This window comes from Saccharospirillum salsuginis, from assembly GCF_014651855.1.
GTDB classification, from domain to species: Bacteria; Pseudomonadota; Gammaproteobacteria; order Pseudomonadales; family Natronospirillaceae; genus Saccharospirillum; species Saccharospirillum salsuginis.
In genome coordinates, this window is record NZ_BMXR01000004.1 from 73381 (window position 1) to 95894 (window position 22514).

Here is a 22514-nt window from a genome sequence, read left to right on the forward strand (position 1 = left end):
TATCGGCAGGGCCGCACCGACGACACCGGTGTGGCTCGCAAGATACCGGGTCTTCTGTATTTTGAGGAGAAATGAATGCCCATTTCGGTGTTGATTGTCGACGACTCCAGTTTTTTTCGGGTGCGTATCCGGGGTCTGATCAACTCACATCCGCAGTTGAACGTGATTGGCGAAGCCACCAACGGTCGGGAAGCGGTGGAAAAGGCGGTCAAACTGAAGCCGGACGTCATCACGATGGATTACGAAATGCCGATGATGGACGGCATTTCGGCGGTCAGGGAAATCATGACCAAACAGCCGACGCCGATTTTGATGTTCTCCTCCCTGACCCAGGCCGGCGCCCGGGTCACACTCGATGCCCTCGACGCCGGGGCCGTGGACTACCTGCCGAAAAGCTACGAGAACGTCGCCGGAGGCCCCACCGCCCTGAAAAAGGCCCTGTGCGAGAAAATCATCGCCATTGCCGGCCAGGCCAAGCCTCGTGCGATGGCGGCCGCGACCGCCCCGGCACCCGCTCCCGCGGCACCCCGAAAGGGGCAAAAACGTTACCCGCAACGCTTCGATTTGGTCATGCTCGGTACCTCCACCGGTGGGCCGGTGGCGCTGCAGAAAATCCTCACCCAGATTCCGGCCAACTTTCCGGCGCCTATTCTGATGATTCAGCACATGCCGGGGTCGTTCACGGGAGCGTTCGCCGATCGCCTGAACCGACAATGCAAGATCACCGTCCGCGAAGCCGCCGACGGCGATACTTTGAGACCCGGCGAAGCCTTGCTAGCCCCGGGCGGCAAACAGATGATGCTGGCCGGCAAGGGTCGCATCCGGGTGTTCGACGGCGATGAACGACTGAACTACAAACCTTCGGTGGATGTTACTTTCGGCAGCGCCGTGAAGTATTACGGCAAGAACATCCTGGCGGTGGTACTGACCGGTATGGGCGCTGACGGGCGTGAAGGCGCACGCCTGATCAAGCAGACCGAAGGTGTGGTCTGGGCGCAGGAATCCAGTACCTGTGTCATCGATGGCATGCCTTCTGCAATCGTCAAGGCGAACCTGGCGGACGAGACCGTACCTCTGAACGAAGTGGCTCGTCGCCTGGTGGACGTCGTCACCGGATAAACCGAGGCCTTGCCATGATCGCATTCGCCGGACTCGTACTCGCCTGGATCGCCGTCTTCGGCGGCCACCTGCTCGAAGGTGGCCAGGCCGGCTCGCTGACCAACATGCCCGCCGCCCTGATCGTGCTGGGCGGTACCATCGCCGCCGGCCTGGTGCAATCAGACGCCAAGACCTGGTCCCTGGCCTGGCGCTACTTCCCGGCGATCTTCAACGGGCGCGGCTTCAGCTTCGAACAGGCGGCCGGCAAACTCGTGCGCTGGTGCCAGGTGGCGCGCCGCAAAGGCCTGTTGAGCCTCGAAACCGATTCCAACCAGGAAGACGACGACTTCATACGCCTCGGTTTGCAATTGCTGGTCGACGGCGAGACCGCCGAGAAAATTCAGCACAGCCTCGAAGTCGCCATGGACTCCCGTGAAGCCCGCTGGCTTAAAGCCGCCCGGCTGTTCGACGCCCTGGGTGGCTACGCGCCCACCATGGGCATCATCGGCGCCGTCCTCGGACTCATCCAAGTCATGACCCAGATCGACAATACCGCCGCCCTCGGGGCCGGCATCGCCACCGCCTTCGTCGCCACCATCTACGGCGTCGGCCTGGCCAACCTCTTCTTCCTGCCGGTCGCCAACCGCCTGCGGTCCATCGCCGAAGAGCGTTATGCGTTCGAAGAAATGGTCGTCGACGGCATCCTCGCCATCGCCGACAGCGAAAACCCACGCGTACTGGAGCGTCGCCTACGGGAGTATCGAGAGTGAAACGCCGCCGCCGTCGCCAGCAACGCTTCGAAGGCTCGCAACAGCTCCGCTGGATGATCTCCTACGCGGACTTTCTCACACTCCTGTTCGCCTTCTTCGCATTCCTGTACGCCATATCCAACATCAACGAAGAGAAATTCCGCAACGTCAGCCGCACCCTGCTGCAAATATTCGACGTCGAACCCAGCGCCATCGAACCCATCGAACTTGAAGGCACACCCCAGGGCCCGGACCTCTTCAACCCCCTGTATCGCCCCGAACCCATACCCAGCACCCGGGAAGACCTTGCCGATACCGAACCCTACCACCAGGAATCCACCCTCCTGGACATTCGTCAGCGCACCGAAAGCCAGTTCCAGCAACTCATCCAGGATCAACTGATCAGCGTCAGCGGCACCGAAAACTGGCTCGAAATCAATCTGCAGGAACCCATTTTATTTTCACCGGGATCGGCCGATATAACGGATGAAGCCGAAGCCCTGTTGTACGAAATCGCCAAAATACTGGCACCGCTCAACAACCCGGTCGCCGTCGAAGGCTACACCGACCAGAGCCCGGCAGGCGGAGAATTCGACACCAACTGGGAACTGTCGGCCATGCGAGCGGCCAATGTTGTCCGCTACCTGCAACAGGCTGGCGTTTCCGGCCAGCGCTTGTCCGCCGTCGGATTCGGGGAGTTTCAACCCCAATTCGACGAAACCAACCCGGTCCGGGCCGAGCGCAACCGGCGCGTCAGCATCGTCGTCACCCGGCTCGGCGGCCCCAATATCCTGACCGTGCCGGGGGAAGCAGGGCAGGGTGGACAAACTGGACCGGAATTTGCTGAGCCTTAACGAATAGATACAAAAGCTGGTACACCGCTATGAGTGTTTAGATATTTTTAGCGGTAATCGAGATGGCAAGCGACTGATGCCGGTGGTGCTCCAGCCGGGAAGTCCGCAGCATGGATGCTGCGGTCTAGCCTACAAGGATGTATTCACGGCGACCCGGCTGGAGCACCACCGGCAGCAGGCGCGGGTTCCCGGCACAGTTGGAAACCCAGCTAAAACTGAGGTGTAGACAGGAAAAGAACCATGCATGTTTGGTCCGTTGCCAATCAAAAAGGGGGGGTCGGTAAAACCACCTCCGTCGTCACCCTCGGCGCCATGCTCGCCGAAAAGGGCCATCGTGTCCTCGTGTTCGACCTCGACCCCCAGGGCTCCCTCACCAGCTACTTCGGCAACAACCCCGACGACCTCAGCCACAGCGTCTTCGACCTGTTCATGAACAAAGGCAAGGTCCCCGACGACCTGCCCGGCCAACTGCTGCTCGAAACCAGCCAGCCCGGTATGTCCCTGTTGCCCGCCAGTACCGCCCTGGCCACACTCGAACGCAACGTCAGCCAACAGGAAGGCATGGGCCTCGTCGTCTCCAAAACACTGGCGCGCCTGTGGGACGACTTCGACTACGCCCTGATCGACACACCGCCGCTGCTCGGCGTCCTGCTGATCAACTCCCTGGCCGCCTGCAAACGCCTGCTCGTGCCGGTCCAGACCGAATTTCTCGCCCTCAAGGGCCTCGAACGCATGGTTCACACCATCCAGATGGTCACCGCCTCGCAAAAACGAAGCCTCGACTACCTCATCATCCCGACCATGTTCGACCGCCGTACCCAGGCCTCCATCAAGACCCTGCGCAGCCTGCGCGAACAGTACGAAGGCCACATCTGGCAAAGCGCCATACCCGTAGACACCCGGCTGCGCGACGCCAGCCGCGAAGGCGTCTCCATTTCCGCCCTGTCCCCCGACAGTCGCGGTGCGCGCGCCTACCAGTCCCTGCTAAAATCCCTGTTGTCCACGGATTAGAGAGCTGATCATGACGTTGTGCCGTACCTGTGACATGCAGCTCAGAACAGACAGACCCGGCGGGGCAGGGGGCATGCCATGAACGCCCATGCCTCGCGCAAAGACAAGCCGGACAACCGTCAGCATCGTACCCAAACGAGAGAATTGGCCGCCGACAAAACGCTCGCCAACTACCTCGACGCCATGCTGCACGAAGCCACGCAGAGCCAAACCGAGGAAACCTACGACTGGCCCTACGAGCCGGTCGAACTCCCGGTAACATCGGACCCCGTGCCGGAGCAGGCTCTCGCTGAACCCGAACCGGAACCCGAGCCCCAAACCCGACTCAAGGCCGATCCGGCCCCTCAACCTGTGGCACCCGAGCCGGAACCAGAGGTCGAGCCCGAAATCGAGCCGGTCGCCACCGAGCCTGAAACCGAAGAAGCCACCCCGGAACCCGTGGACGAGATCGACCCGCACGACCTCAGCCGCTGGCTCGACAACGGTCGTCCGGCCTGGGCCCAGGAACGGTTCGACTGCCTCGTCTTCGTCGTGGACGGCCTCAAACTCGCCGTCCCGCTGTTATTGCTCGGCAACATCCACCCGCTGGAGCGCGAACTCACACCCCTGTTCGACCAACCGAAATGGTTCCTCGGGCTGTTACCCATCCAGCAGGACAAAAAGAACATCCGCGTCGTCGACACCGCCCGGCTCGTCATGCCTGAACGCTACCGACCCGAGAGCGCAGAAAACCTCGCATACGCCGTCGGTGTACATGGCTCCGACTGGGCCTTCGGCTGCCACGCCATCGAAGGCTCCATAACCCTGGAGCCAGAAGACGTCAAATGGCGCACCAAACGCACCAGTCGACCCTGGTTGGCGGGTACGGTGATCGACCAAATGTGCGCGCTTGTGGACTTGAATGCTTTCGCTAAAACGGCGTTGGTGTGAAATGAACGAGAGAATGGCGGAATAGGCTAACAGCCGAGGACGGGGAGCCTCAGCCGGGGATGTGGGCGGCATGGATGCCGCCGTCAAGCCTACATGGACGTATTCACGGCGACCCCGGATGAGGCTCCCCGTTCCCGGATGTGGGTTAAACCACTTAGCGGGACAAACAGAGGACAATCCCCGAGGTTGGACCAACACCACGGGTGAACTATAGTTGTACGTTAGAATCCAAGAGGATTGAATCATGACAGCCCAAACAGCGAAATCCGGTGACGATCCCATCCTCCAATGGGTCACCTTCCGCCTAGGAAACGAAACCTACGGCATCAACGTCATGCAGGTCCGCGAAGTCCTGCGTTACACCGAGATCGCCCCCGTACCCGGCGCTCCCAGCTACGTCATCGGCATCATCAACCTGCGCGGCAACGTCGTCACCGTCATTGACACCCGCGAACGCTTCGGCCTCGCCCCGGAAGAAGTCACCGACAACACCCGCATCGTCATCCTGGAATCCGACGACCAGGTGGTCGGCATCATGGTCGACTCCGTCGCCGAAGTCGTCTATCTGCGCGAATCCGAAATCGAAACCGCCCCCAACGTCGGCAACGACGAAAGCTCTCGCTACATCCAGGGTGTGTGCCACAAAAACGACACCCTGCTCATCCTCATCGAGATCGAAAAACTGCTCACCGAGCGGGAATGGCAGGAGATCGCCGAGCTTTAAACGAAAGCGACAAACATACCCGCCAAGGAAAGGCGCCCCCGCGACAGGGAAAGGTCTCAATCGGCCACATCCCCACCCTTGATCCAAGATTGCCCGCATCCATCCCTCGCCGCCGGCATAGCAAACGTTGTAACTGGCCTGGCTTGTGCATAAGGCCTCTCAAGCGTCAAAAATCCGAGAGGCCATCCCATGGAATCCACCGTCGGCACTGTTCAAAGCCTGATTCAATCCAACAGCACCGTTGTTATCCTGGGCACGCTGGTTTTGCTTCTGGCGGCCAACCTCTGGCATCATGCTCGTAAGATCCGCCGTCTGGAGCAGAAGCTGGTCAGCCAGCATCGCTACTTTCGTCAGGAAATGAAGATGATGAATCAAGGTGCCATCGGGGTGGGTCATCGTGTGAAGCATCTGGAAAAACGGATGCGCAAGCAGGTCGATACCACTCCAGCCCCGGCCCCGGCCAGGAAGCAACCCAGTGCGTTTGAGCAATTGCTGAACGGCTATGGTCCGGCCCCCGAGGAAGCGCCCATTTCCAGTCCGCGGACCAAGACCCCCGACATCCGGTCCAACGACCAGAATCAACCTAGCCGTGCCGAACAAGCCCTGGCTGACTGGATGAAGGATTACCGAACCACAGCCTGAGGTTGAACATCGCTCGATGCTGAAATGGACCCAGTTCCCCCGACGTCTCCTCGTCGTCTGTATCGTGTTGTCGAGCCCGGTTGGCTTCAATGCCGCCTGGGCCGCCAGTGATAAAGATCCCCTCGAGCCCGTGAACCGGGCTGTTTTCGTCTTCAACGACGCAATCGACCAGGCCGTTCTCAAACCGGTCTCCGAAGTCTATACCCAATTCACGCCGGACCCGTTCGAACGGGGGGTGCGCAATTTCTTCGGTAACATCGGGGAGGTGCGCAACGCCACCAATAATCTGTTTCAGGGTAAGTGGAAGGCAACGCTGTCCTCCTCCGGCCGGTTTATGATCAATACCACGGTCGGGATCGGGGGGCTGTTCGACGTCGCCACGAAAATCGGACTGCCGGTCGAACGGGAAGACTTTGGCCAGACGCTAGGCCGCTGGGGCGTACCGACGGGGCCTTATCTGGTAGTGCCGATTGTCGGGCCGTCCACCCTGCGTGACGGCTCCGGCACATTGGCGGATGTCTGGCTCAGTCCCCTGCAGTACACCGAGTTGAACGTGCTGGAACGGGGCGGGCTGGCGGCTCTCGATGGCATCCAGACCCGGGCGGATCTGTTGGCTTCGGAAGGGTTGCTCAGTGGCGACAAATATCTGGTGATACGCGAGGCTTATCTGTCCAAGCGGGAATATGACGTACAGGACGGTCAGAGCTTGTCGGACAGCTTTATTGACAGTACCGACCGCAAAGAAGACGTCGACGAGGAAGGGTTCGTCGACGAATCTTTCTAGGCCGCCCCGGTGATGCGGCCGTTCGCTTCAGGTCAGGTTCTTGATTTGAAGCCCGAGGAAGTACCGGCCGTCGTCGCCCGCCACACTGCGGATGACGATGGCGCGCGCATCCAGTGATTGGAACTGCTCATTGGGTGACTGAATCACAACCCGTAGCTCCGTGTTTTCGGGCACCGGTCGATCCAGACTCAGGCTCATACCGGTGGCGCTCAGGTCGCTGCACTGGCCGATCAGGGGTTGGGGTTCCCCATCCAGGTATACCTGGGCCTGGGCGTTCATGGTCATGCGAATGAAATCGCGTTTTTCGCTGTATTCCCGATCCGCTGTACTCATTGTCACCTCGTCGGAGAAGGGCGCTGTGGCCTCGATCAAGAAGCCGGCAAGTTGCCGGGAAAGCCGTCAGTCGGGTGCGATCATCTATTGCGTTCGATGCACCACCCCGTTAACTTGCCTCTAACGTCTAATGGAAGTCAACCAGATGCTCTTAACCGACTCCAAACTCCTGGTCGTCGACGACGAAAAAGCCGTCCGCGATTCCATCGTCGCCTACCTGGAAGACAGTGGCTACACCGTTCTGGAAGCCGACAACGGCCAGACCGCCCTGGAACTGTTCGAGCGTGAATCGCCGGATCTTGTGATTTGCGACCTGCGCATGCCGGTCATGGACGGCCTCCAGCTGTTGCGCCGCATCATGGAGGTGACCGACGAGGTCCCGGTCATCGTGGTTTCCGGTGCCGGTGTCATGACCGATGTGGTGGAGGCGCTGCGCCTTGGCGCCAGTGACTATCTGATGAAACCGGTGGTCGATCTCGGGGTGCTGGAACATTCGGTGGAGCGGTCACTGGAACGCTCATTATTAATCCGCGAAAACTACCGTTACCGGGTCGAACTCGAAGCCCGGAACCAGGAGCTGCAGGACCATGTGGACCGGCTCAAGCTCGATCTGCAAGCCGGGCGGGCGGTTCAGCAACGGCTATTGCCGGAATTCCCGCTGGAGCATGGTGGCTATCAGGTCAACCACCGTATGGTCCCGTCCAGTTACCTCAGTGGGGATCTGGTCGACTATTTTCAGCCGGTGCCGGGCAAACTGGTGTTTTACGTGGCCGATGTATCCGGTCACGGGGCCAGTTCCGCGCTGATCACCCTGCTGATCAAGAACCAGATCGATCGGTATCGAGACGAGATCGAAAACGATGCCTCGGACATCGTGCTGATTCCGGCGCAGGTATTGCGCCAGATCAACCTCGAATTGATGAAGACTCACACCGGTAAGCATGCCACGATGTTTTACGGGGTGATCGACACCGAAGAAGGTCGGCTGGACTATGCCTCCGCCGCGCATTTCCCCGCACCGGTGATCTGCACCCGTCAGGTATGTCGCGCCATCGAACCGGAGAACCTGGCCGTCGGGTTGTTCGACGACGCCCACTATGAAAACCGACGACTGGATCTTGACGGCTTCGAGCGATTATCCGTCATGTCGGACGGTTTTCTGGAACTGCTGGATGACTCGACATTACAAGAAAAAGAAGCGCATTTACTTGAGTTAGGGGCGGACCCAACCCATACTATGGTCGACTTCCTGACGCAGATATCCGAATCCGGAAAAACCCAGTCTGCGCCCGATGACATCACAGTGTTAACGGTAGAAAAGGTCAATTAGGTCGTATCATAGATGAGTACCGGTCGTGTTTTGATGGCTAATAAGGCAGGTGCCTATGTCATTAAGTTGACAGGGGACGTGCGTATGACGCTTTGTACGACACTCGATAACTGTTTGAAAAAAATGGTGGAAGATCCCGTGTTCACCTCGGTGATCGTCGATCTGACCGAGGCTGAAGGCATCGACAGCACCAGCCTCGGCATGCTCGCCAAGGTTTCCCGTCTGGCCACCCCGGCCATGGGTCATGTTCCCACCCTGATTTCCAGTCGTCCCGACATCACCCGCATCATCGAAACCATGGGGTTCCGGGATCGGGTCTTTGTCATTGTTCCCCATTCGAATGTGGATGAGGAGCCGGATGCTTCCCTGAATGAGGAAACGCCCCAGCCGGTGGATGAAATGTCCGCGCGCGATCGCGTGCTGGAAGCCCACAAGATTCTTATGTCGCTGAACGAGCAAAACCGCCAGACGTTCCACGAACTGGTCGAGTGTCTCGAAAACCAGCCGACCCACTGAACAGGATTTTTCAGTCCTAAGGAAAGCTCGTGAACAACACCTCCCTGGAAACCCCTCAGGCCATCGCAGTCCTGGGGGGCGGCAGTTTTGGCACGGCAATCGCCAACATCGCCGCCAGCAACGGCCATCGCGTCAAACTCTGGATGCGCAGTGAAAAACAAGCCGACGACATCCTCAAGAACCGCGAAAACAGCCGCTATCTGCCCGGCTATCACCTCCATGACAATCTGACCCCCGAACTCGACCTGACCGAAGCCGTCCAGGACGCGGACTTCGTCTTCGTCGCCGTGCCCAGCAAGGCGTTTCGGGCCGTGGTCGAGCAGGCGGTCCCGCTGTTGCAGCCTCATGCCGCCCTGATCAGTTTGACCAAGGGCATCGAGCCGGTCAGTTTCAAGTTGATGAGCCAGATACTGCACGAACAGGCACCGAATCATGACATCGGTGTAATCAGTGGCCCCAACCTGGCCAAGGAAATCGCAGATCATCACATTTCCGCCACCGTCGTCGCCTCGTACAGCCAGCCATTGCGCCAGAAAGTCCAGCAGATGCTCAGCAACCAGACGTTTCGGGTGTATGGCAATCCGGATATCTACGGCGTTGAACTGGCCGGTGCCCTGAAGAACATCTACGCCATTGTCTCCGGCCTGGCGGCGGCCCTGGGCATGGCGGAAAACACCCGTGCGGCGCTCATTACCCGGGCGCTGGCGGAAATGTCACGCTTCGCGGTTCGTCTCGGGGCGAACCCCATGACATTCCTCGGTTTGGCCGGTGTCGGGGACCTGATCGTGACTTGTAGCTCTAAACTCAGCCGCAACTACCGCGTAGGCTATTACATTGGTGAAGGTGATTCGCTGAAGCAGGCCATCAAGCGGGTCGGCGAGACGGCCGAGGGCATCAATACCCTGCGTATGGTGCACGACAAGGCCGCCGAGATGCAGATTTACATGCCGCTTGTGAGTGGCCTCTATGCCATCATCTTCGAAGACAAACCCATCCGCGATGTCGCCGGCAACCTAATGTCCGGTGACCTGGCACAGGATGTCGAATTCATGGGAGCGGGTATCTGATGGCAACATTGGACCGAGAAGAGAAGGAGCGCCACGGGCTGCGCATTCTCTTTATGATTTTGTTCTGGTTCATCCTTCGGTTGAGCTATTTCGTCACCGGCCTGATGGCCTTGGTGCAATGGATTTGGCGCTGGTTCGAAACCCGGCCGGATGGACGTCTGAGACGGTTCAGCGTCTCATTGGCGCGGTACCAGCGGCAGGTGGTCGATTTTCTGCTGTTCAACACCCCGCGCAAGCCGTTTCCATTCGACGACTGGCCGAGCAGCGATGTGGATGCCGTACGTCCGGAAGACGAAAACCCGATCGAAACGGATGAGCCGACAGACGACAACGACGCCCGTTCCGACTCAGACGAAGAACGCAAGGATTGACCATGCGGCTGTATCTGTTACGACACGGTGAAGCCGAGCCGTATCAAACCGACGACGCCGGCCGGGCCCTGGTGGAAGCCGGCCGCCGGGCCGTGCTCGACAAGGCCGACTTCCTTGAACCGGTCTCGCGTTTTCTGTGCAGCCCCTACCTGCGGGCCCGGCAGACGGCGGAGCTGATGAAGCCCCGGGCCGGCATCGAACCGGTTCTGGACGATAGTCTGACGCCGGAACAGCCCGTCGAAGCGGCGCTGTCACTGTTGCAGGCGGGCGAGGCGGAAACCACTCTCGTGGTGGGCCACAATCCGTTGCTCAGTCAGTTGCTGTGCGATCTGGTCGGCGAACGCGGGACTTTGCACCTGCACACGGCGGGGCTGGCCTGCCTGGAAGCCGAGGACTGGTTCCCGGGTGGCGCCACATTGATGTGGTTGCGCTGAGCGCTTTATTCAAACGGCCGTTTGAATATTGGTCGATGTTACGCTAGATTGTCGGCTGGTCCTACGGCTGTCTCACACCATGAAACCGCAAATACACTTCGCACACGCCAACGGCTTTCCATCGGCCAGCTACGGCGTCATCTTCGATGCCCTGGCTCCGCACTATGACGTGTGCAATCTGCCCCTGATCGGGCATGATCCGCAGTACCCCGTCACCAACAACTGGCCTTACCTCAAGCGCCAGCTCATCGACAGCATAGAACGCCAGTGCGACCGGCCCGTAATCGGTGTCGGCCATTCCCTGGGCGGCGGTCTGACGCTGATGGCCAGCCTGGAACGGCCGGAATTGTTCGAGGCGGTGGTGATGCTGGACGTGCCGGTCTTCAGTCGGTGGGAAAGCTGGGTCGTACGGACCATCAAGGCCCTGGGGCTGATCGACAACGTGACTCCGGCCGGTCGCTCCAAAAACCGACGTACGCACTGGCCGGATGAAGCGACGGCCTTCGAATACTTCAAGACCCGGGGCTTGTTCCGCAACTTCCATGAGCAATGCCTGCGCGATTACCTCGCCAGCGCGACCCGACCTTCACCGGAAGGCGGGATCGAACTGGCCTATGAACTGGCCGTCGAACTGGCCATTTTCCGCACGGTGCCGCATAGCCTGGCGCCCCGGCCGAACCAGATTCATGTGCCCAGTGGGGTCATTGTCGGGCGCGATACCGATACGGTGCTCAAGCGTCAGTACCTGCGTATGAAGCGCGAGTTGGGTTTTCAAAGTATGCGGGTCCCCGGCAGCCATATGTTTCCGTTTGAGCATCCCCTGGAAACCGCCAACGACATTCACCGGATGATCGATCGCCTGCGGCACCGGAAGGTAGCCTGAAGCATGCGCGATTTCTCGTTATTGGATGGACGTATCCAAGGGGTTCGGTTCGGGCGGGGCAGACCGGTGCTTGCGTTCCACGGCTTTCTCGACAACGCCATGAGCTTCAAGCCGATGGGCGATGTTATCGAAGGCGTCGAAATCTGGGCCATCGATCTGCCCGGCCATGGTCGCTCCGAAGGGCTGCCCGCGGGGGAAGGCTGGACGCTGATGCAGTGGCTGCCGACCCTGGGTCGATTATTGGACGAACTGGCCTGGCCGTCGTTCGACCTGCTCGGTCATTCGCTGGGTGGCATCCTGGCACAGATGCTGGCCTCGGTGGACGGTCGGATCGGTACCGTGATCGCACTCGATGCCCTGGGACCTGTGGCGGATACCGACGACGGCAATCTAGATCGCTTGCAGCGGATCTACGACAATCGCGGAATCGTCGATTCCCGTCGACGCTATTACCGAAACCCCGACCAACTCTGGCAGGCCCGGATGAAAGGGCGGTTTCCGCTGTCCGAACGCAGTGCCCGGCTGTTGTCCTGGCGGGGTGTCGGCGTCAACGACCAGGGTTGGTTCCATCGCTACGACCGTCGCCTGCGTGAAGAGAGCACCTGGCGACTGACCGAGTCGCAAATTCGGGCGTTGTTGGGGCGCATTCGCTGCCCTGTACACCTGGCGATTTTCGAAAGTAGCCCGATGAGTCAGGTCATGGACTTGATTCAGGGCCGGGAAGCCTGCGTGCCGGAGCTGTACAGCCAGGTCTTTCCGGGCAATCACCATGAACACATGGAAACGCCGGAACCGGTGGCCCGCTGGGTGGAATCCGTCCTCGGCTGAGCCGGGATCGGCAAGCTCCCGGCCCGCTCCTGAAACACAGCCCTGTTAAAAACGCCCGCCGAACCCCTCAAGTTCCGCCTCGATCCAAGGTATACTCCGCCCACTACGCATTCTTACGCCATTCGCAAAACAAGAGGCCCTATGACCGACCCAGCCCGACTGACCGAATTCAGCGATCCGGACCGCCAGGCCGAGTGCTTGAGCGAACTGGTGTCCCTCGGGGATTGGGTTCGCTTCGCCGCCAGCCAGATGGGGGCGCATGAGGTGTTTTACGGGCATGGCTTCGAATCCGGCTGGGACGAAGCCGTCTTCCTGTGTCTGCGCGGCCTGCACCTCGATTGGGACGCTCCACCGCAGGTTCTGTACGGAAGACTGCTCAACGCCGAGCGTTCCCGGTTGTGGGCCCTGATCCAGCGGCGTTGTGTCGATCGCATACCCACGGCTTACCTGCTGAGCGAGGCCTGGTACTTCGGCGAACCCTTCAAGGTGACGCCCGAAGTCCTGATTCCCCGTTCGCCCATCGCCGAGCTGATCGAGGACCGATTCGAACCCTGGATCGACTCGGAACCCGAGACCATCCTTGATCTCTGCACCGGCAGTGGCTGTATCGGCATCGCCTGTGCCCGGGCTTTTCCGGACGCCCAGGTCCACCTCAGTGACCTGAGCGAAGACGCGATTCGCCTTGCGATCGACAACATCGACACCAAGGATCTCGGCTGGCAGGTCAGCGCCTTCCAGGGCGACCTGTTCGAATCCCTCGATGGCCAGCGTTATGACCTGATCGTCAGCAATCCTCCCTATGTCGACACCGAGGATCTCGACAGCATGCCCGAGGAGTTTCATCACGAACCCCGGCTCGGGCTCGAGGCTGGCGAGGACGGACTGGACATTGTCCGGCGTATCCTCAAAGAAGCGCCGAACTATCTAACCGACCAGGGCCTGCTGGTCTGTGAAGTCGGCAACAGTGCCGCCGCCCTGATCGAGGCCTATCCGGACCTGCCGTTCGAGTGGCCGGAGTTCGCCAGCGGAGGCCATGGCGTATTCGTCATCAGCGCCGAAGCGTTAAGAGAACGACAGTAGGGTGGGCACGGCCCACCACCAGGGTTGGAGAAACCGGGGACCGCGCCCATGCCGGAAGAGCGGCGGTGGTACGAGTCTGGAATAATTAACAGGTTGCCTTGGTGGGCGGCCGAGACGTCGGACCGACCCAGCCTAGACGTGATTGCATCAACGGCGGGCAGGTGAGGGCAGGGGCGAGTACCACTGCATGACACCCAAGCACAGATGAAACCTGGCTGCGGAACAAACCGACAGCCACGGACGAGAGAGAGTCACCCCAAGATGTCTGGAAACACATTCGGAAAACTGTTCACCGTCACCACCTTCGGTGAGAGCCACGGTCCCGCGCTCGGTGCCATCGTCGACGGCTGCCCTCCCGGAATCGAACTGAGCGAAGCCGACCTGCAAACCGACCTCGACCGTCGCAAGCCCGGCACCAGCCGCTACACCACCCAGCGCCGCGAAGCCGACCAGGTTCGTATTCTGTCCGGCGTGTTCGAGGGGCGGACCACCGGTACCCCCATTGGCCTGCTGATCGAAAACACGGACCAGCGGAGCAAAGACTACTCCGAGATCATGAACACCTACCGTCCGGCGCATGCCGACTACGGCTACGACCAGAAATACGGCTTCCGCGACTACCGGGGTGGCGGTCGCAGCTCCGCCCGCGAGACCGCCATGCGCGTCGCTGCCGGCGCCATTGCCAAGCAGTTTCTGCGCGCTCAAGGCATCGAGATACGCGGCTATCTGAGCCAACTGGGGCCCATCGAACTCGGTTGCAAGGACTGGTCCGTTGTCGGTGAAAATCCCTTCTTCTGCGCCGATCCCGAGCGCGTGTCCGAACTTGAAGACTACATGACTGCCTTGCGCAAGGAAGGCAACTCCGTTGGTGCCCGGGTCAGTGTCCAGGCCGTCGGTGTCAAACCGGGCCTCGGGGAACCCATCTTCGACCGCCTGGACGCCGAACTCGCCCACGCGCTGATGAGTATCAATGCGGTGAAGGGCGTCGAAATCGGCGACGGCTTCGCGGCGGTCCACCAGAAAGGCACGGAACACCGTGACGAACTGAGCCCGGAAGGTTTCCTTTCCAATCACGCCGGCGGTATCGTCGGCGGCATCAGCACCGGTCAGATCATCGAAGCCCACATCGCCCTGAAACCAACGTCCAGCATCACGATTCCCGGCAAAAGCATCACCCGGCAGGGCGAAGCCACCGAGATGATCACCAAGGGCCGCCACGATCCCTGCGTCGGCATCCGCGCCGTCCCCATTGCCGAAGCCATGCTTGCCATCGTCCTCATGGACCACTGGCTCCGCCACCGCGCGCAAAACGCAGACGTCGTCCCACCGTTATCGCCTATCCCCGGGCAGGCTTAGAGTCCCTCGGATGATTGGGTGCCTCGGCCTTGGTGGCATGGTCTGGTTTGGTGCCAATGGTCCGTACCTGAGGAGGGGGTAGGCCTCCTCGGGGTCGCGCGGTATGCCGCCCACTTAACCCATCCATGGGGGCTAGACGGCGGCATCCATGCCGCCCACTTCCCCGATGAGGCCTACCCCCTCCCCAGGCACTCGTAGTTATTACCTCGTCCAAACGACTATAGGCACCTCTGCAGTGGGTCTTTGGTCATTGGATTTCGAGAGTGAGTGCGAGCAGTAGGGGGAGGCTTCCTCGGGGAAGTCGGCAGCCATGGATGGCTGCCGCCTAGCCTACATGGATGTATTTACGGCGACCCCGAGGAAGCCTCCCCCTACTGCTGGCACGGACCAAGGGCACAAATGCAAACCCAGCCACCAGGAATGAGCCACGAAACCAAACCATTGGCTAAGACCAAGAGGGCGTTTACAAAACGTCACGAGCGTGCGACCTTTAAATACTCAGGACCTGTCCAAGAAGGAGACAACCAAGAATGAAAAAGATCCTGCTGACCGCATTGCTGTGCCTCGCCTTGCCGTTGACGGCCTGGGCCGAGGTTCCCCGACACCAGTTCACCCGCAACATCGCAGACCGGGAACCGGTCGACCAACTCACCAACGCCACCAACATCAATCCGCTGTACTACTTCACCGAGATCCGCAACATGACGGGCGCCACCGTCACCCATCGGTGGAGTTACAAGAACCAGGTGATGGCCGAAGTGAGTTTCGATATTGGCGGGCCGCGCTGGCGCGTTTATTCCAGTAAGGAACTGTTGCCCGAATGGGACGGAATCTGGAAGGTGGAAGTGATCGACAAGACCGGCGCCATACTGGCTACCGACACGATCAGCGTCCTGATTGACTGACTACACCGCTAACGGACCTTGCACTCCGCAAGGTCCGTCTCCTCTGCCTTAATCCCTGCGAAACGCCTGACCCGCCTCGGTCAACACCACCTGGCGTATCCAGGGCACTTCCTCGACGACAGCTTTGCATACCGGAGCCGCATTGCGCAGGCTGTCGGCATCGGCAAAGCGCAGCTCCAGTTCGGCCTGCTGTTGCCGATAGTGAATGATCAATCGATCATAGTCGTCGATCCCGCGCTCGTGCAGCAGCCCTTCTATCGTCGGGCGCAGTGGCGCGAGCGGGCGGCTTTCATGATCCCGCTCGTCGTCTTCGTGATCGATATGCAGGGTCACATCCGAGATTTCCTCGAACCGGTCCTTCAACGTCTTCAAGGCCCACTCGTTGATCTGGTGGCCCTCGGAAACACTCAGGTAGCCACCGACCTGGACATGGGCGTCGACGATGACATCCCGTCCCATCATGCGTGTACGCAGCATATGAACATCCTTGACGCCGGGTACCGAGCCCAGGGCGTCCTGATAGTCCCGCTGACGGTCCGGATCCACCCCCCGGTCGACCAGTTCCTGAATGGCTTCCCAGGCGAGCTTGACGCCCATTCGGCCGATCAGGCCGGCGACGGCGATGGCAGCCAGAATTTCAATCAGCGGATAGCCGAGCAGGGTGGCGACAATGCCGACCAGGACCACCAGGGATGACAGACTGTCCGAACGCGAATGCCAGGCATTGGCCTCCAGCAAAGGCGACCGGGTTTTGCGGGCATTGTGCATGGCATAGTGAAACAGCCCTTCTTTCAGGGCGAGCGCGATCAGCACGGTAATCAGGGCTGCAATGCTGGGCAGCGGTCGTTGATCGGAAAACAGCAGTTGAACGCTTTCAAAGGCGATGCCGATGGCTACGGCCAGTAGCAGGCCGCCCAGCATGACGGTACCCAGCGTCTCGAATCGGGCGTGGCCATAGGGGTGGTCGTCGTCGGCGTCCTGATGCGAAATCTTGGCGAGCAGAATAATTGGAACATCGGCCGCGAGATCACTGAGACTGTGCATGGCGTCGGCGATCAGCGCCGGTGATTTGGCCATCAGGCCCACCACCAGCTTGATGATGAAAGAAATGGCGTCCACGACGACACAGACCCAGTTGGTCCGGTCGATGATGCGTCGACGCTCGGCGTCACTCAGTCGAACCGTTCGATCCACTTCGCTCATAGGGCACCTCGATAGGCCGGATCCTCGGGCGGTATCAGGTCGCCGTCCTCATCGAGATCCGGGTAGGGCAGGTTGTGGCGGTCGCAGTAAGCCGCCATCTTGGGCTGAGCCCAACGAAACAGCTGTTTCCGGCTGGCCGCGTCGGTCGGGTCGGGCAAATCGTAGTGTCCGGATCGCATCCGCTGGTGCATGGCTTCCTGCAGGATGATGGCCGCGGCGACGCTGACATTGTAGCTTTCGACCATACCGATCATCGGGATGGTCAGGTGCGCATCGGCCGCCTCCATGGCGGTCTCGCTCAGGCCGTATTTTTCCGCTCCCATGACCAGGGCGAACGGTTGAGTGTAGTCCATATCGCGATAGGAGACGGCGTTGTCCGACCAGGCGGCGGCCAGCAATCGCATGCCCTTGCCCCGCACCGTATCCAGTGCGGTTTGAATATCCGGATGGACCCGGGTGCTGACGAAACGGCCGCTGCCGCCGGCTGTGTTGTGATACACCAGATGCCCCCGGACCGGTTTGACCATATGCACCTCCGGAATGCCGACGGCGTCGGCGGTGCGGATCATGGCGGAAATATTCTGGGCCTTGTGGACCTGGTCGGTGACCACGGTCATGTCATGCTGGCGTTGACGCAGGACCTGTTTGAATTTCTCGAAACGGCTTCGGCTCATCGGCATTGTTCAGCGGTTACTCGGACCCGCGCACTTTACCGTGCTGGTGGTAAACCTCAACCGTTTGTCGGAATATCCCGGTAGCCGACGCGGGCCACTACCTCACAGCCAGCTCGAATTCCGAAACTTGAGTTACACGAAAGGATTCCTGCCCGGTAGTTGTATGCTACGGCTGAACCGGCTCAATTTCACACTGTCGCGGTCCAGTTGCACGTCCTTGTCGGTCATGACCGATTCGCCAAAGGAATACATCACCTGCAAACCGTCCTTCCGAGTCCGGGCATCGAAAGCGGCCTGGGTTTCCTGAACGGTTTCGTTGCGATGCTGCCACTGGGTCAGGGCGGCTTCGCCGTGGCGTTGTTGCATCAGCGAGCGGGTGGTGTTGGGCGAGAGCACCAGGGCGCTGGCGTTGTTGCCGCCGAAGCCTTTGGAATTGATCAGGGTGCCGAGCATGTCTTCGCCTTGCTCGCCGACCGCCAGGTGGTTCATGGCAATGTTCAGGCGGTCGCGATGCACATCGTCGGCAATGTGGTCGATGGTGCGGATACCCGGTATGAACCCTTCGGACCAGACACCCAGAGCCGCGTTCAACTGGTCGGCCGCTGCCGGTCCGAGGGAGTGACCCAGATACGACTTGATGGCGGACACGGCCCAGTTGTCGATGCCGAATGTCTGGGCGATCTCATTGAAGATGTGCGATTCGGTGACACGGTTTTGCGGTGTGCCGGTACCGTGTGCCATGACGAAGGTGCGTTGCAGTCCATCGTCGCCGAGGATGGCGCGCGCCAGGGCCGTAGCCTTGGCCATGGTGATGTAATTGCCGACGCCGGGGCCGGAAATGGATTTTTTGTTGGCGTCCGCATTGACGAAAACATCCGCGACCGAGCCGTAGACCGTGGCGCCGAGTTGCAGGGCCAGTTCGTCGTCCATCAGCACCATGAACTGGCTGGATTCGGCCATGGTAAAACCGGCATTGGATGAGAACGGACGGCAGGCGCGGCGATTGTCGGCCGTCTCGCTCTGGTCGAGCTGCTTGAGTTGTTCGTCCTCGGCGAGGGCGCCCATGATGCGGAAGCCTTCCATGATCTCGGGTACGACCGGCGCCTCGGAATTGCCCACCACAGCCACGCGGCACTTGCCCGCCTCGATGTCGATCAGGCCCTGACGCAGGTTGTAGAGGAAGGTTGCACAGGCCCCGGCGTTCGAACCGGTGTTGCCGACGCTGTTGAGGATATAGCTGTTGACGAAGTCGGCCGCCATTTCCGGCAGGGCCAGCGGCATCATCTTGGAGGTGATGCGGTTGCCGGTCATCGGGTTCTGGTACAGGCCGCGCAAGCCGGCCTGGTCCATCTGGGAAACGGCGGATCCGGCGTAGACGGAGACCTGGTCGGGATGAATGTGCTCCAGCACGTCTTCCCAGCGCACACCCATGGACTGAATGGCGTCGGAGGCACCATAAACGGCCATTTGCAGTCCGCGCGGGTGGTGGGCGGCATTGTAGTAGTCCGCCGGGTTGAATCCGGTGGGCAGGGTGCCGGCCGAGGAAACCCGGGAAACGTACTGATCGGGCAGCATGATGGGCAGGTCCGAATCGACCGTGACGCGCACCTGAGTGCCGCTGCCTTCGACCGGTTCGACCGTCCAGCCGGCGGGCATCGTTTCCGGCAACTGGTTGCGCCTCAAATGGAAACTCAGGCCGCCCGGTTGGTTCAGCGTGGCCTTGCGATGCATGGGAACGGCCGCGGGGTCGTAGTGGGATTCGGCCTCGATACGGCGGATCAGAGTGCCGGCGAGGATGGCATCGCGCGGGTTGGCGGAGTCCTTGAGCCGCATCAGCGTCGCCAGGTCCTCCCAGGTGCCGGCCATGCGGGCGTCGTCCAGCGCCTCGTGCACCATGCGGCGGTAGCCGTGGTGCATGGAAACCCGTCCGGCGGCGTTGATGCCACCGAACCCGACAATCACGGGTAACTTTTTCATGAGAAAGCCTTTGTCTCGGTCTGCAATAACAGGAATGCAGGGCACTATAGTGTGGTGACGGACGGGATGGTATAACTATACAGACGAATAATAGCCTAATCAGGACAGTTTCATGAAGCTTGCCTTTGTGGTTAGCCCTCAGGCTCTGCTGACGGGCATTGCCCTGCCGGTGGAGATGTTTTTCGCGGCCAGTCGTCATCGGGTTCGTCGTCGCTGGACACCCGGTTTATCCGTGCAACTGGTGGGCGAGCACACCGGACCGACCCGGGTTACCGGAGGGTTGAACATCCAGGCCGATTGCCGGTTCGAGGACGCCGACGATGCCGATCTGGTCTTCGTTCCCCCGATGTGGGGCACGCCCTGGCCGTCGATCAGCCAGGGGCGACGGCTGCAAAGCTGGCTGGCCGAACAGTACCGACGCGGCGCCCGACTGGCGGCGACCGGCACCGGAGTGGGGCATCTGGCCATGGCCGGCTTGCTGGACCGGAAGGTCGCCACGACGCACTGGTATTATCTCGATCGATTCCGGAATCGGTTTCCCGAGGTTCGTTTCGAAGGCCACCATTTCGTAACCCATGAAGACGGCATCTATTGCGCCGGCTCGATCAATTCCCAGACCGACCTGGTGCTGTTTTTGATCGAGCAGACCTACGGCGAGGATGCCCTGGCCGTGGTGGAGCGCCAGTTCATGCACGAACTGAAACGGACTTTCTCGACGCCTTATTTCGAGCCGGGTGGGGCGGTTCATCACGACGAAGACATCAGCCTGGTCCAGTCCTGGGTGCGTCAGCATCTGACCGAAGACATCACTGTAGCCCTGCTGGCCACCTTGCTCGAACAGTCCGAACGAAATTTCAGTCGACGCTTTCGCGAGGCCACCGGGGAAAGTCCCATGGCTTATGTACTGCGACTGAGGCTGGAACACGCGCGGGAGTTGCTGCGCGATACCAATTTGACGGTCGCGGAAGTGGGGGAGGCCAGCGGGTTTCCGAACAACGCCTATTTCGGCCGGGTGTTCCGGGAGAAGCTCTCGTTGAGCCCCGGGGAGTACCGAAAAATGGTGCGTTCGAAGCTGTTTACCGCCGGTTGAAGGTTTTGTGGCGGGTTTGCTTTTGGTTTGGTGGTTGGGTACGCCCCTGAGACGGGGGTAGCCCTCCCTGGGGCGGTGCCAAAACCCGCACCGGCTGCCGGGTATACCTATTCGGGTGGTGCGACACATCGCTCGCCGTGAACCCATCCATGGGGGCTTGGCGACAGCCATCCTTGGCTGTCGACATCCCCGAATACGTATACCCGGTATCCGGCGCTAGCCTCAGTAGGTTGGATTAGCCCTTAGGGCGTAATCCAACTGGTCTCATGGCACCCTACTTCACTTTTTGTTGCTGGCCTTGGCCGCTTTCTTAAATGGACGCAACCAAACCACGGCGTAGAAAAAAGTGCTCAGGGTGGTCCCCGTCAGTAAAAGCCCGGCCAACAACCCGTTCGGAGAGAAGATCAATACGATCCCGAAGACCAGATAACCCAGCAGCAGAAAACTCATCCAACTGACACCGCCCGGCGTCGGACGATGCGCCGTCAGGATGAACATCAGCAACGGCAGGCTGATGAAGAAGCCGATGACCAGGCAGGACGCGACCCATTGCCCGATCGGCATGGTGCCGAAGTCGGGACCGTAGAGGAAGGCGCCGCCGAGAATGGAGAGCAGCATCAACCAGTAGCTCAGTCGCAGTTTGGCGTTCACGCGGACGGTCTGCGGGGATGGTTTAGCGTTCATGATTCAACCTCAGTGCCAGTTCGGCCAGGCGGCGTCCCTGTCGTTTGGCCAACAGACGCACGGCGGTATCCGGGTCGGCGTGGTCGGGACCGGCGACGTGAGAAGTACCGTAGGGCGTGCCACCGTGCAACGAATCGTGCAGGCCGGATTCGGTAAACGGCAGCCCCTGGATCAGCATGCCGTGGTGCAATAGCGGAATCATCATCGACAGCAGCGTCGCTTCCTGGCCGCCATGGGGGGTGCTGGTGCTGGTGAACACGCCGGCCGGTTTTCCGGCTAGCTTGCCGGACACCCATTGCGGTGTGCTTTGCTCAAGGAAATATTTCAGCGGTGCCGCCATATTTCCGAAACGGCCCGGCGAACCGAGAGCGAGACCGGCGCAATCAGCCAGTTCGTCCAGAGTGCAATACAAGGGGCCGTCATCCGGAATGCTGTCACCGGGCTCCTCGAAATCGGCCCGAATCGGTGCGACGGTGCGCAGTCGGGCCTCGATGCCGCTGACTTCGTCTGCCCCTTCGGCAAGGCACTGGGCCAGCTTCGCCAGGCTGCCATGGCGGCTGTAATACAGAATCAACAGGTAGGGCATGGGCCGGATCGCTGCTCCGTGGCTTAGAGAATATCCAGAATGGCTTCGGGTGGACGGCCGATGCGCGCGCCTTTGGGACCGGTCAACACCGGACGCTCCATCAGCTTGGGAAAGTTGGCCATGGCCTCGATAGCCTCTTCGGCGGTGCTGTTCTTGGAGAGACCGGCTTCCTTGTATTCCGCTTCCTTGGTGCGCAGCAACTCGGTGGCCTCGATGCCCAATTTCGTGACCAGGGCTTTCAGTTCGCTGGTGTTGAGCGGGTCCTGCAGATACAGCCGGGTCTCATAGGCAACGCCTTGTTCGTCCAGCAATGCCTTGGCCTGGCGGGATTTTGAACAGCGGGGATTGTGATACAGGGTGTATTCGGACATGGCAACGGACTCCGTCTATGCAACAGCGGGGCAT

At 60.4% G+C, this 22514-nt stretch carries 26 protein-coding genes; 19 read left to right on the forward strand and 7 right to left on the reverse strand.

The window, feature by feature from the left end; genetic code table 11:
* Positions 1-75: 75 nt before the first annotated feature.
* From IE111_RS08695 to IE111_RS08730, 8 genes are all read left to right on the forward strand, one after another.
* Positions 76-1119: a protein-glutamate methylesterase/protein-glutamine glutaminase gene (locus tag IE111_RS08695; RefSeq protein WP_189608175.1), complete on the forward strand. Its 1044-nt coding sequence runs from the start codon at positions 76-78 to the stop codon at positions 1117-1119.
* Positions 1120-1133: 14 nt separating this feature from the next.
* The gene (locus tag IE111_RS08700; protein WP_189608176.1) at positions 1134-1868 is read left to right on the forward strand and encodes a flagellar motor protein; all 735 of its coding nucleotides are present in this window, start codon (positions 1134-1136) and stop codon (positions 1866-1868) included.
* Entirely contained in the window at positions 1865-2701 is an 837-nt protein-coding gene (locus IE111_RS08705) for an OmpA family protein (RefSeq protein WP_189608177.1), read from the forward strand. The genes IE111_RS08700 and IE111_RS08705 overlap by 4 nt, the downstream gene beginning before the upstream one ends.
* Positions 2702-2941: 240 nt before the next feature.
* Complete coding sequence (locus IE111_RS08710) at positions 2942-3712, forward strand: ParA family protein (protein ID WP_189608178.1); 771 nt, start codon at positions 2942-2944, stop codon at positions 3710-3712.
* 78 nt (positions 3713-3790) lie between these two features.
* Positions 3791-4642: a chemotaxis protein CheW gene (locus tag IE111_RS08715; protein ID WP_189608179.1), complete on the forward strand. Its 852-nt coding sequence runs from the start codon at positions 3791-3793 to the stop codon at positions 4640-4642.
* A gap of 244 nt (positions 4643-4886) precedes the next feature.
* A complete protein-coding gene (locus IE111_RS08720; protein ID WP_189608180.1) occupies positions 4887-5366 on the forward strand; it encodes a chemotaxis protein CheW in 480 nt (159 codons plus the stop codon).
* A gap of 189 nt (positions 5367-5555) precedes the next feature.
* The gene (locus IE111_RS08725) at positions 5556-6008 is read left to right on the forward strand and encodes a hypothetical protein (protein ID WP_189608181.1); all 453 of its coding nucleotides are present in this window, start codon (positions 5556-5558) and stop codon (positions 6006-6008) included.
* A 16-nt stretch (positions 6009-6024) separates the two neighbouring features.
* Positions 6025-6792: an MlaA family lipoprotein gene (locus IE111_RS08730; protein WP_189608182.1), complete on the forward strand. Its 768-nt coding sequence runs from the start codon at positions 6025-6027 to the stop codon at positions 6790-6792.
* 27 nt (positions 6793-6819) lie between these two features.
* Here IE111_RS08730 and IE111_RS08735 read toward each other — a convergent pair whose 3' ends face one another.
* A complete protein-coding gene (locus IE111_RS08735) occupies positions 6820-7125 on the reverse strand; it encodes a PilZ domain-containing protein (protein ID WP_189608183.1) in 306 nt (101 codons plus the stop codon).
* 145 nt (positions 7126-7270) lie between these two features.
* Here IE111_RS08735 and IE111_RS08740 point away from each other — a divergent pair, with 145 nt between their 5' ends.
* The 10 genes from IE111_RS08740 to IE111_RS08785 all read left to right on the forward strand — a co-directional run bounded on the left by IE111_RS08740 (position 7271) and on the right by IE111_RS08785 (position 15895).
* A complete protein-coding gene (locus IE111_RS08740; RefSeq protein ID WP_189608184.1) occupies positions 7271-8455 on the forward strand; it encodes a SpoIIE family protein phosphatase in 1185 nt (394 codons plus the stop codon).
* Positions 8456-8488: 33 nt separating this feature from the next.
* Positions 8489-8971: an STAS domain-containing protein gene (locus IE111_RS08745; protein ID WP_373300879.1), complete on the forward strand. Its 483-nt coding sequence runs from the start codon at positions 8489-8491 to the stop codon at positions 8969-8971.
* A gap of 29 nt (positions 8972-9000) precedes the next feature.
* Entirely contained in the window at positions 9001-10038 is a 1038-nt protein-coding gene (locus IE111_RS08750) for an NAD(P)H-dependent glycerol-3-phosphate dehydrogenase (protein ID WP_229805298.1), read from the forward strand.
* Positions 10038-10409, forward strand: coding sequence for a DUF4389 domain-containing protein (locus tag IE111_RS08755; RefSeq protein WP_189608186.1), 372 nt, complete (start codon positions 10038-10040; stop codon positions 10407-10409). The genes IE111_RS08750 and IE111_RS08755 overlap by 1 nt, the downstream gene beginning before the upstream one ends.
* A 2-nt stretch (positions 10410-10411) precedes the next feature.
* Entirely contained in the window at positions 10412-10843 is a 432-nt protein-coding gene (locus IE111_RS08760; protein ID WP_189608187.1) for a SixA phosphatase family protein, read from the forward strand.
* A gap of 79 nt (positions 10844-10922) precedes the next feature.
* Entirely contained in the window at positions 10923-11726 is an 804-nt protein-coding gene (locus tag IE111_RS08765; RefSeq protein WP_189608188.1) for an alpha/beta fold hydrolase, read from the forward strand.
* Between the two features lie 3 nt (positions 11727-11729).
* Entirely contained in the window at positions 11730-12554 is an 825-nt protein-coding gene (locus IE111_RS08770) for an alpha/beta fold hydrolase (protein WP_189608189.1), read from the forward strand.
* Between the two features lie 141 nt (positions 12555-12695).
* The gene (gene prmB / locus IE111_RS08775; RefSeq protein WP_189608190.1) at positions 12696-13634 is read left to right on the forward strand and encodes a 50S ribosomal protein L3 N(5)-glutamine methyltransferase; all 939 of its coding nucleotides are present in this window, start codon (positions 12696-12698) and stop codon (positions 13632-13634) included.
* Between the two features lie 261 nt (positions 13635-13895).
* Positions 13896-14990: a chorismate synthase gene (gene aroC / locus IE111_RS08780; protein ID WP_189608191.1), complete on the forward strand. Its 1095-nt coding sequence runs from the start codon at positions 13896-13898 to the stop codon at positions 14988-14990.
* 530 nt (positions 14991-15520) lie between these two features.
* Positions 15521-15895, forward strand: coding sequence for a DUF2914 domain-containing protein (locus IE111_RS08785; protein WP_189608192.1), 375 nt, complete (start codon positions 15521-15523; stop codon positions 15893-15895).
* A gap of 48 nt (positions 15896-15943) precedes the next feature.
* Here the strand turns inward: IE111_RS08785 and IE111_RS08790 are convergent, their stop codons facing one another.
* The 3 genes from IE111_RS08790 to IE111_RS08800 all read right to left on the reverse strand — a co-directional run bounded on the left by IE111_RS08790 (position 15944) and on the right by IE111_RS08800 (position 19749).
* Positions 15944-17098, reverse strand: coding sequence for a cation diffusion facilitator family transporter (locus IE111_RS08790; protein ID WP_189608193.1), 1155 nt, complete (start codon positions 17096-17098; stop codon positions 15944-15946).
* The gene (gene trmH / locus IE111_RS08795; protein WP_189608194.1) at positions 17095-17772 is read right to left on the reverse strand and encodes a tRNA (guanosine(18)-2'-O)-methyltransferase TrmH; all 678 of its coding nucleotides are present in this window, start codon (positions 17770-17772) and stop codon (positions 17095-17097) included. The genes IE111_RS08790 and trmH overlap by 4 nt, the downstream gene beginning before the upstream one ends.
* Positions 17773-17904: 132 nt before the next feature.
* Positions 17905-19749, reverse strand: coding sequence for a beta-ketoacyl synthase (locus tag IE111_RS08800; protein ID WP_189608195.1), 1845 nt, complete (start codon positions 19747-19749; stop codon positions 17905-17907).
* Between the two features lie 112 nt (positions 19750-19861).
* On the opposite strand from IE111_RS08800, the gene IE111_RS08805 reads away from it, so the two are divergent.
* Positions 19862-20839, forward strand: coding sequence for a GlxA family transcriptional regulator (locus tag IE111_RS08805; protein WP_189608196.1), 978 nt, complete (start codon positions 19862-19864; stop codon positions 20837-20839).
* A 279-nt stretch (positions 20840-21118) separates the two neighbouring features.
* On the opposite strand, the gene IE111_RS08810 is transcribed toward IE111_RS08805, so the two are convergent.
* Genes IE111_RS08810 through arsC form a run of 3 tightly spaced genes read right to left on the reverse strand, consistent with a single transcriptional unit; the run spans position 21119 to position 22480 of the window.
* On the reverse strand, positions 21119-21523 hold the full coding sequence (locus IE111_RS08810; protein WP_189608197.1) for a DUF2069 domain-containing protein: 405 nt from the start codon (positions 21521-21523) through the stop codon (positions 21119-21121).
* Positions 21513-22109: an NAD(P)H:quinone oxidoreductase gene (gene wrbA / locus IE111_RS08815; protein ID WP_189608198.1), complete on the reverse strand. Its 597-nt coding sequence runs from the start codon at positions 22107-22109 to the stop codon at positions 21513-21515. The genes IE111_RS08810 and wrbA overlap by 11 nt, the downstream gene beginning before the upstream one ends.
* Before the next feature lie 23 nt (positions 22110-22132).
* The gene (gene arsC / locus IE111_RS08820) at positions 22133-22480 is read right to left on the reverse strand and encodes an arsenate reductase (glutaredoxin) (RefSeq protein ID WP_189608199.1); all 348 of its coding nucleotides are present in this window, start codon (positions 22478-22480) and stop codon (positions 22133-22135) included.
* Positions 22481-22514: the final 34 nt, after the last annotated feature.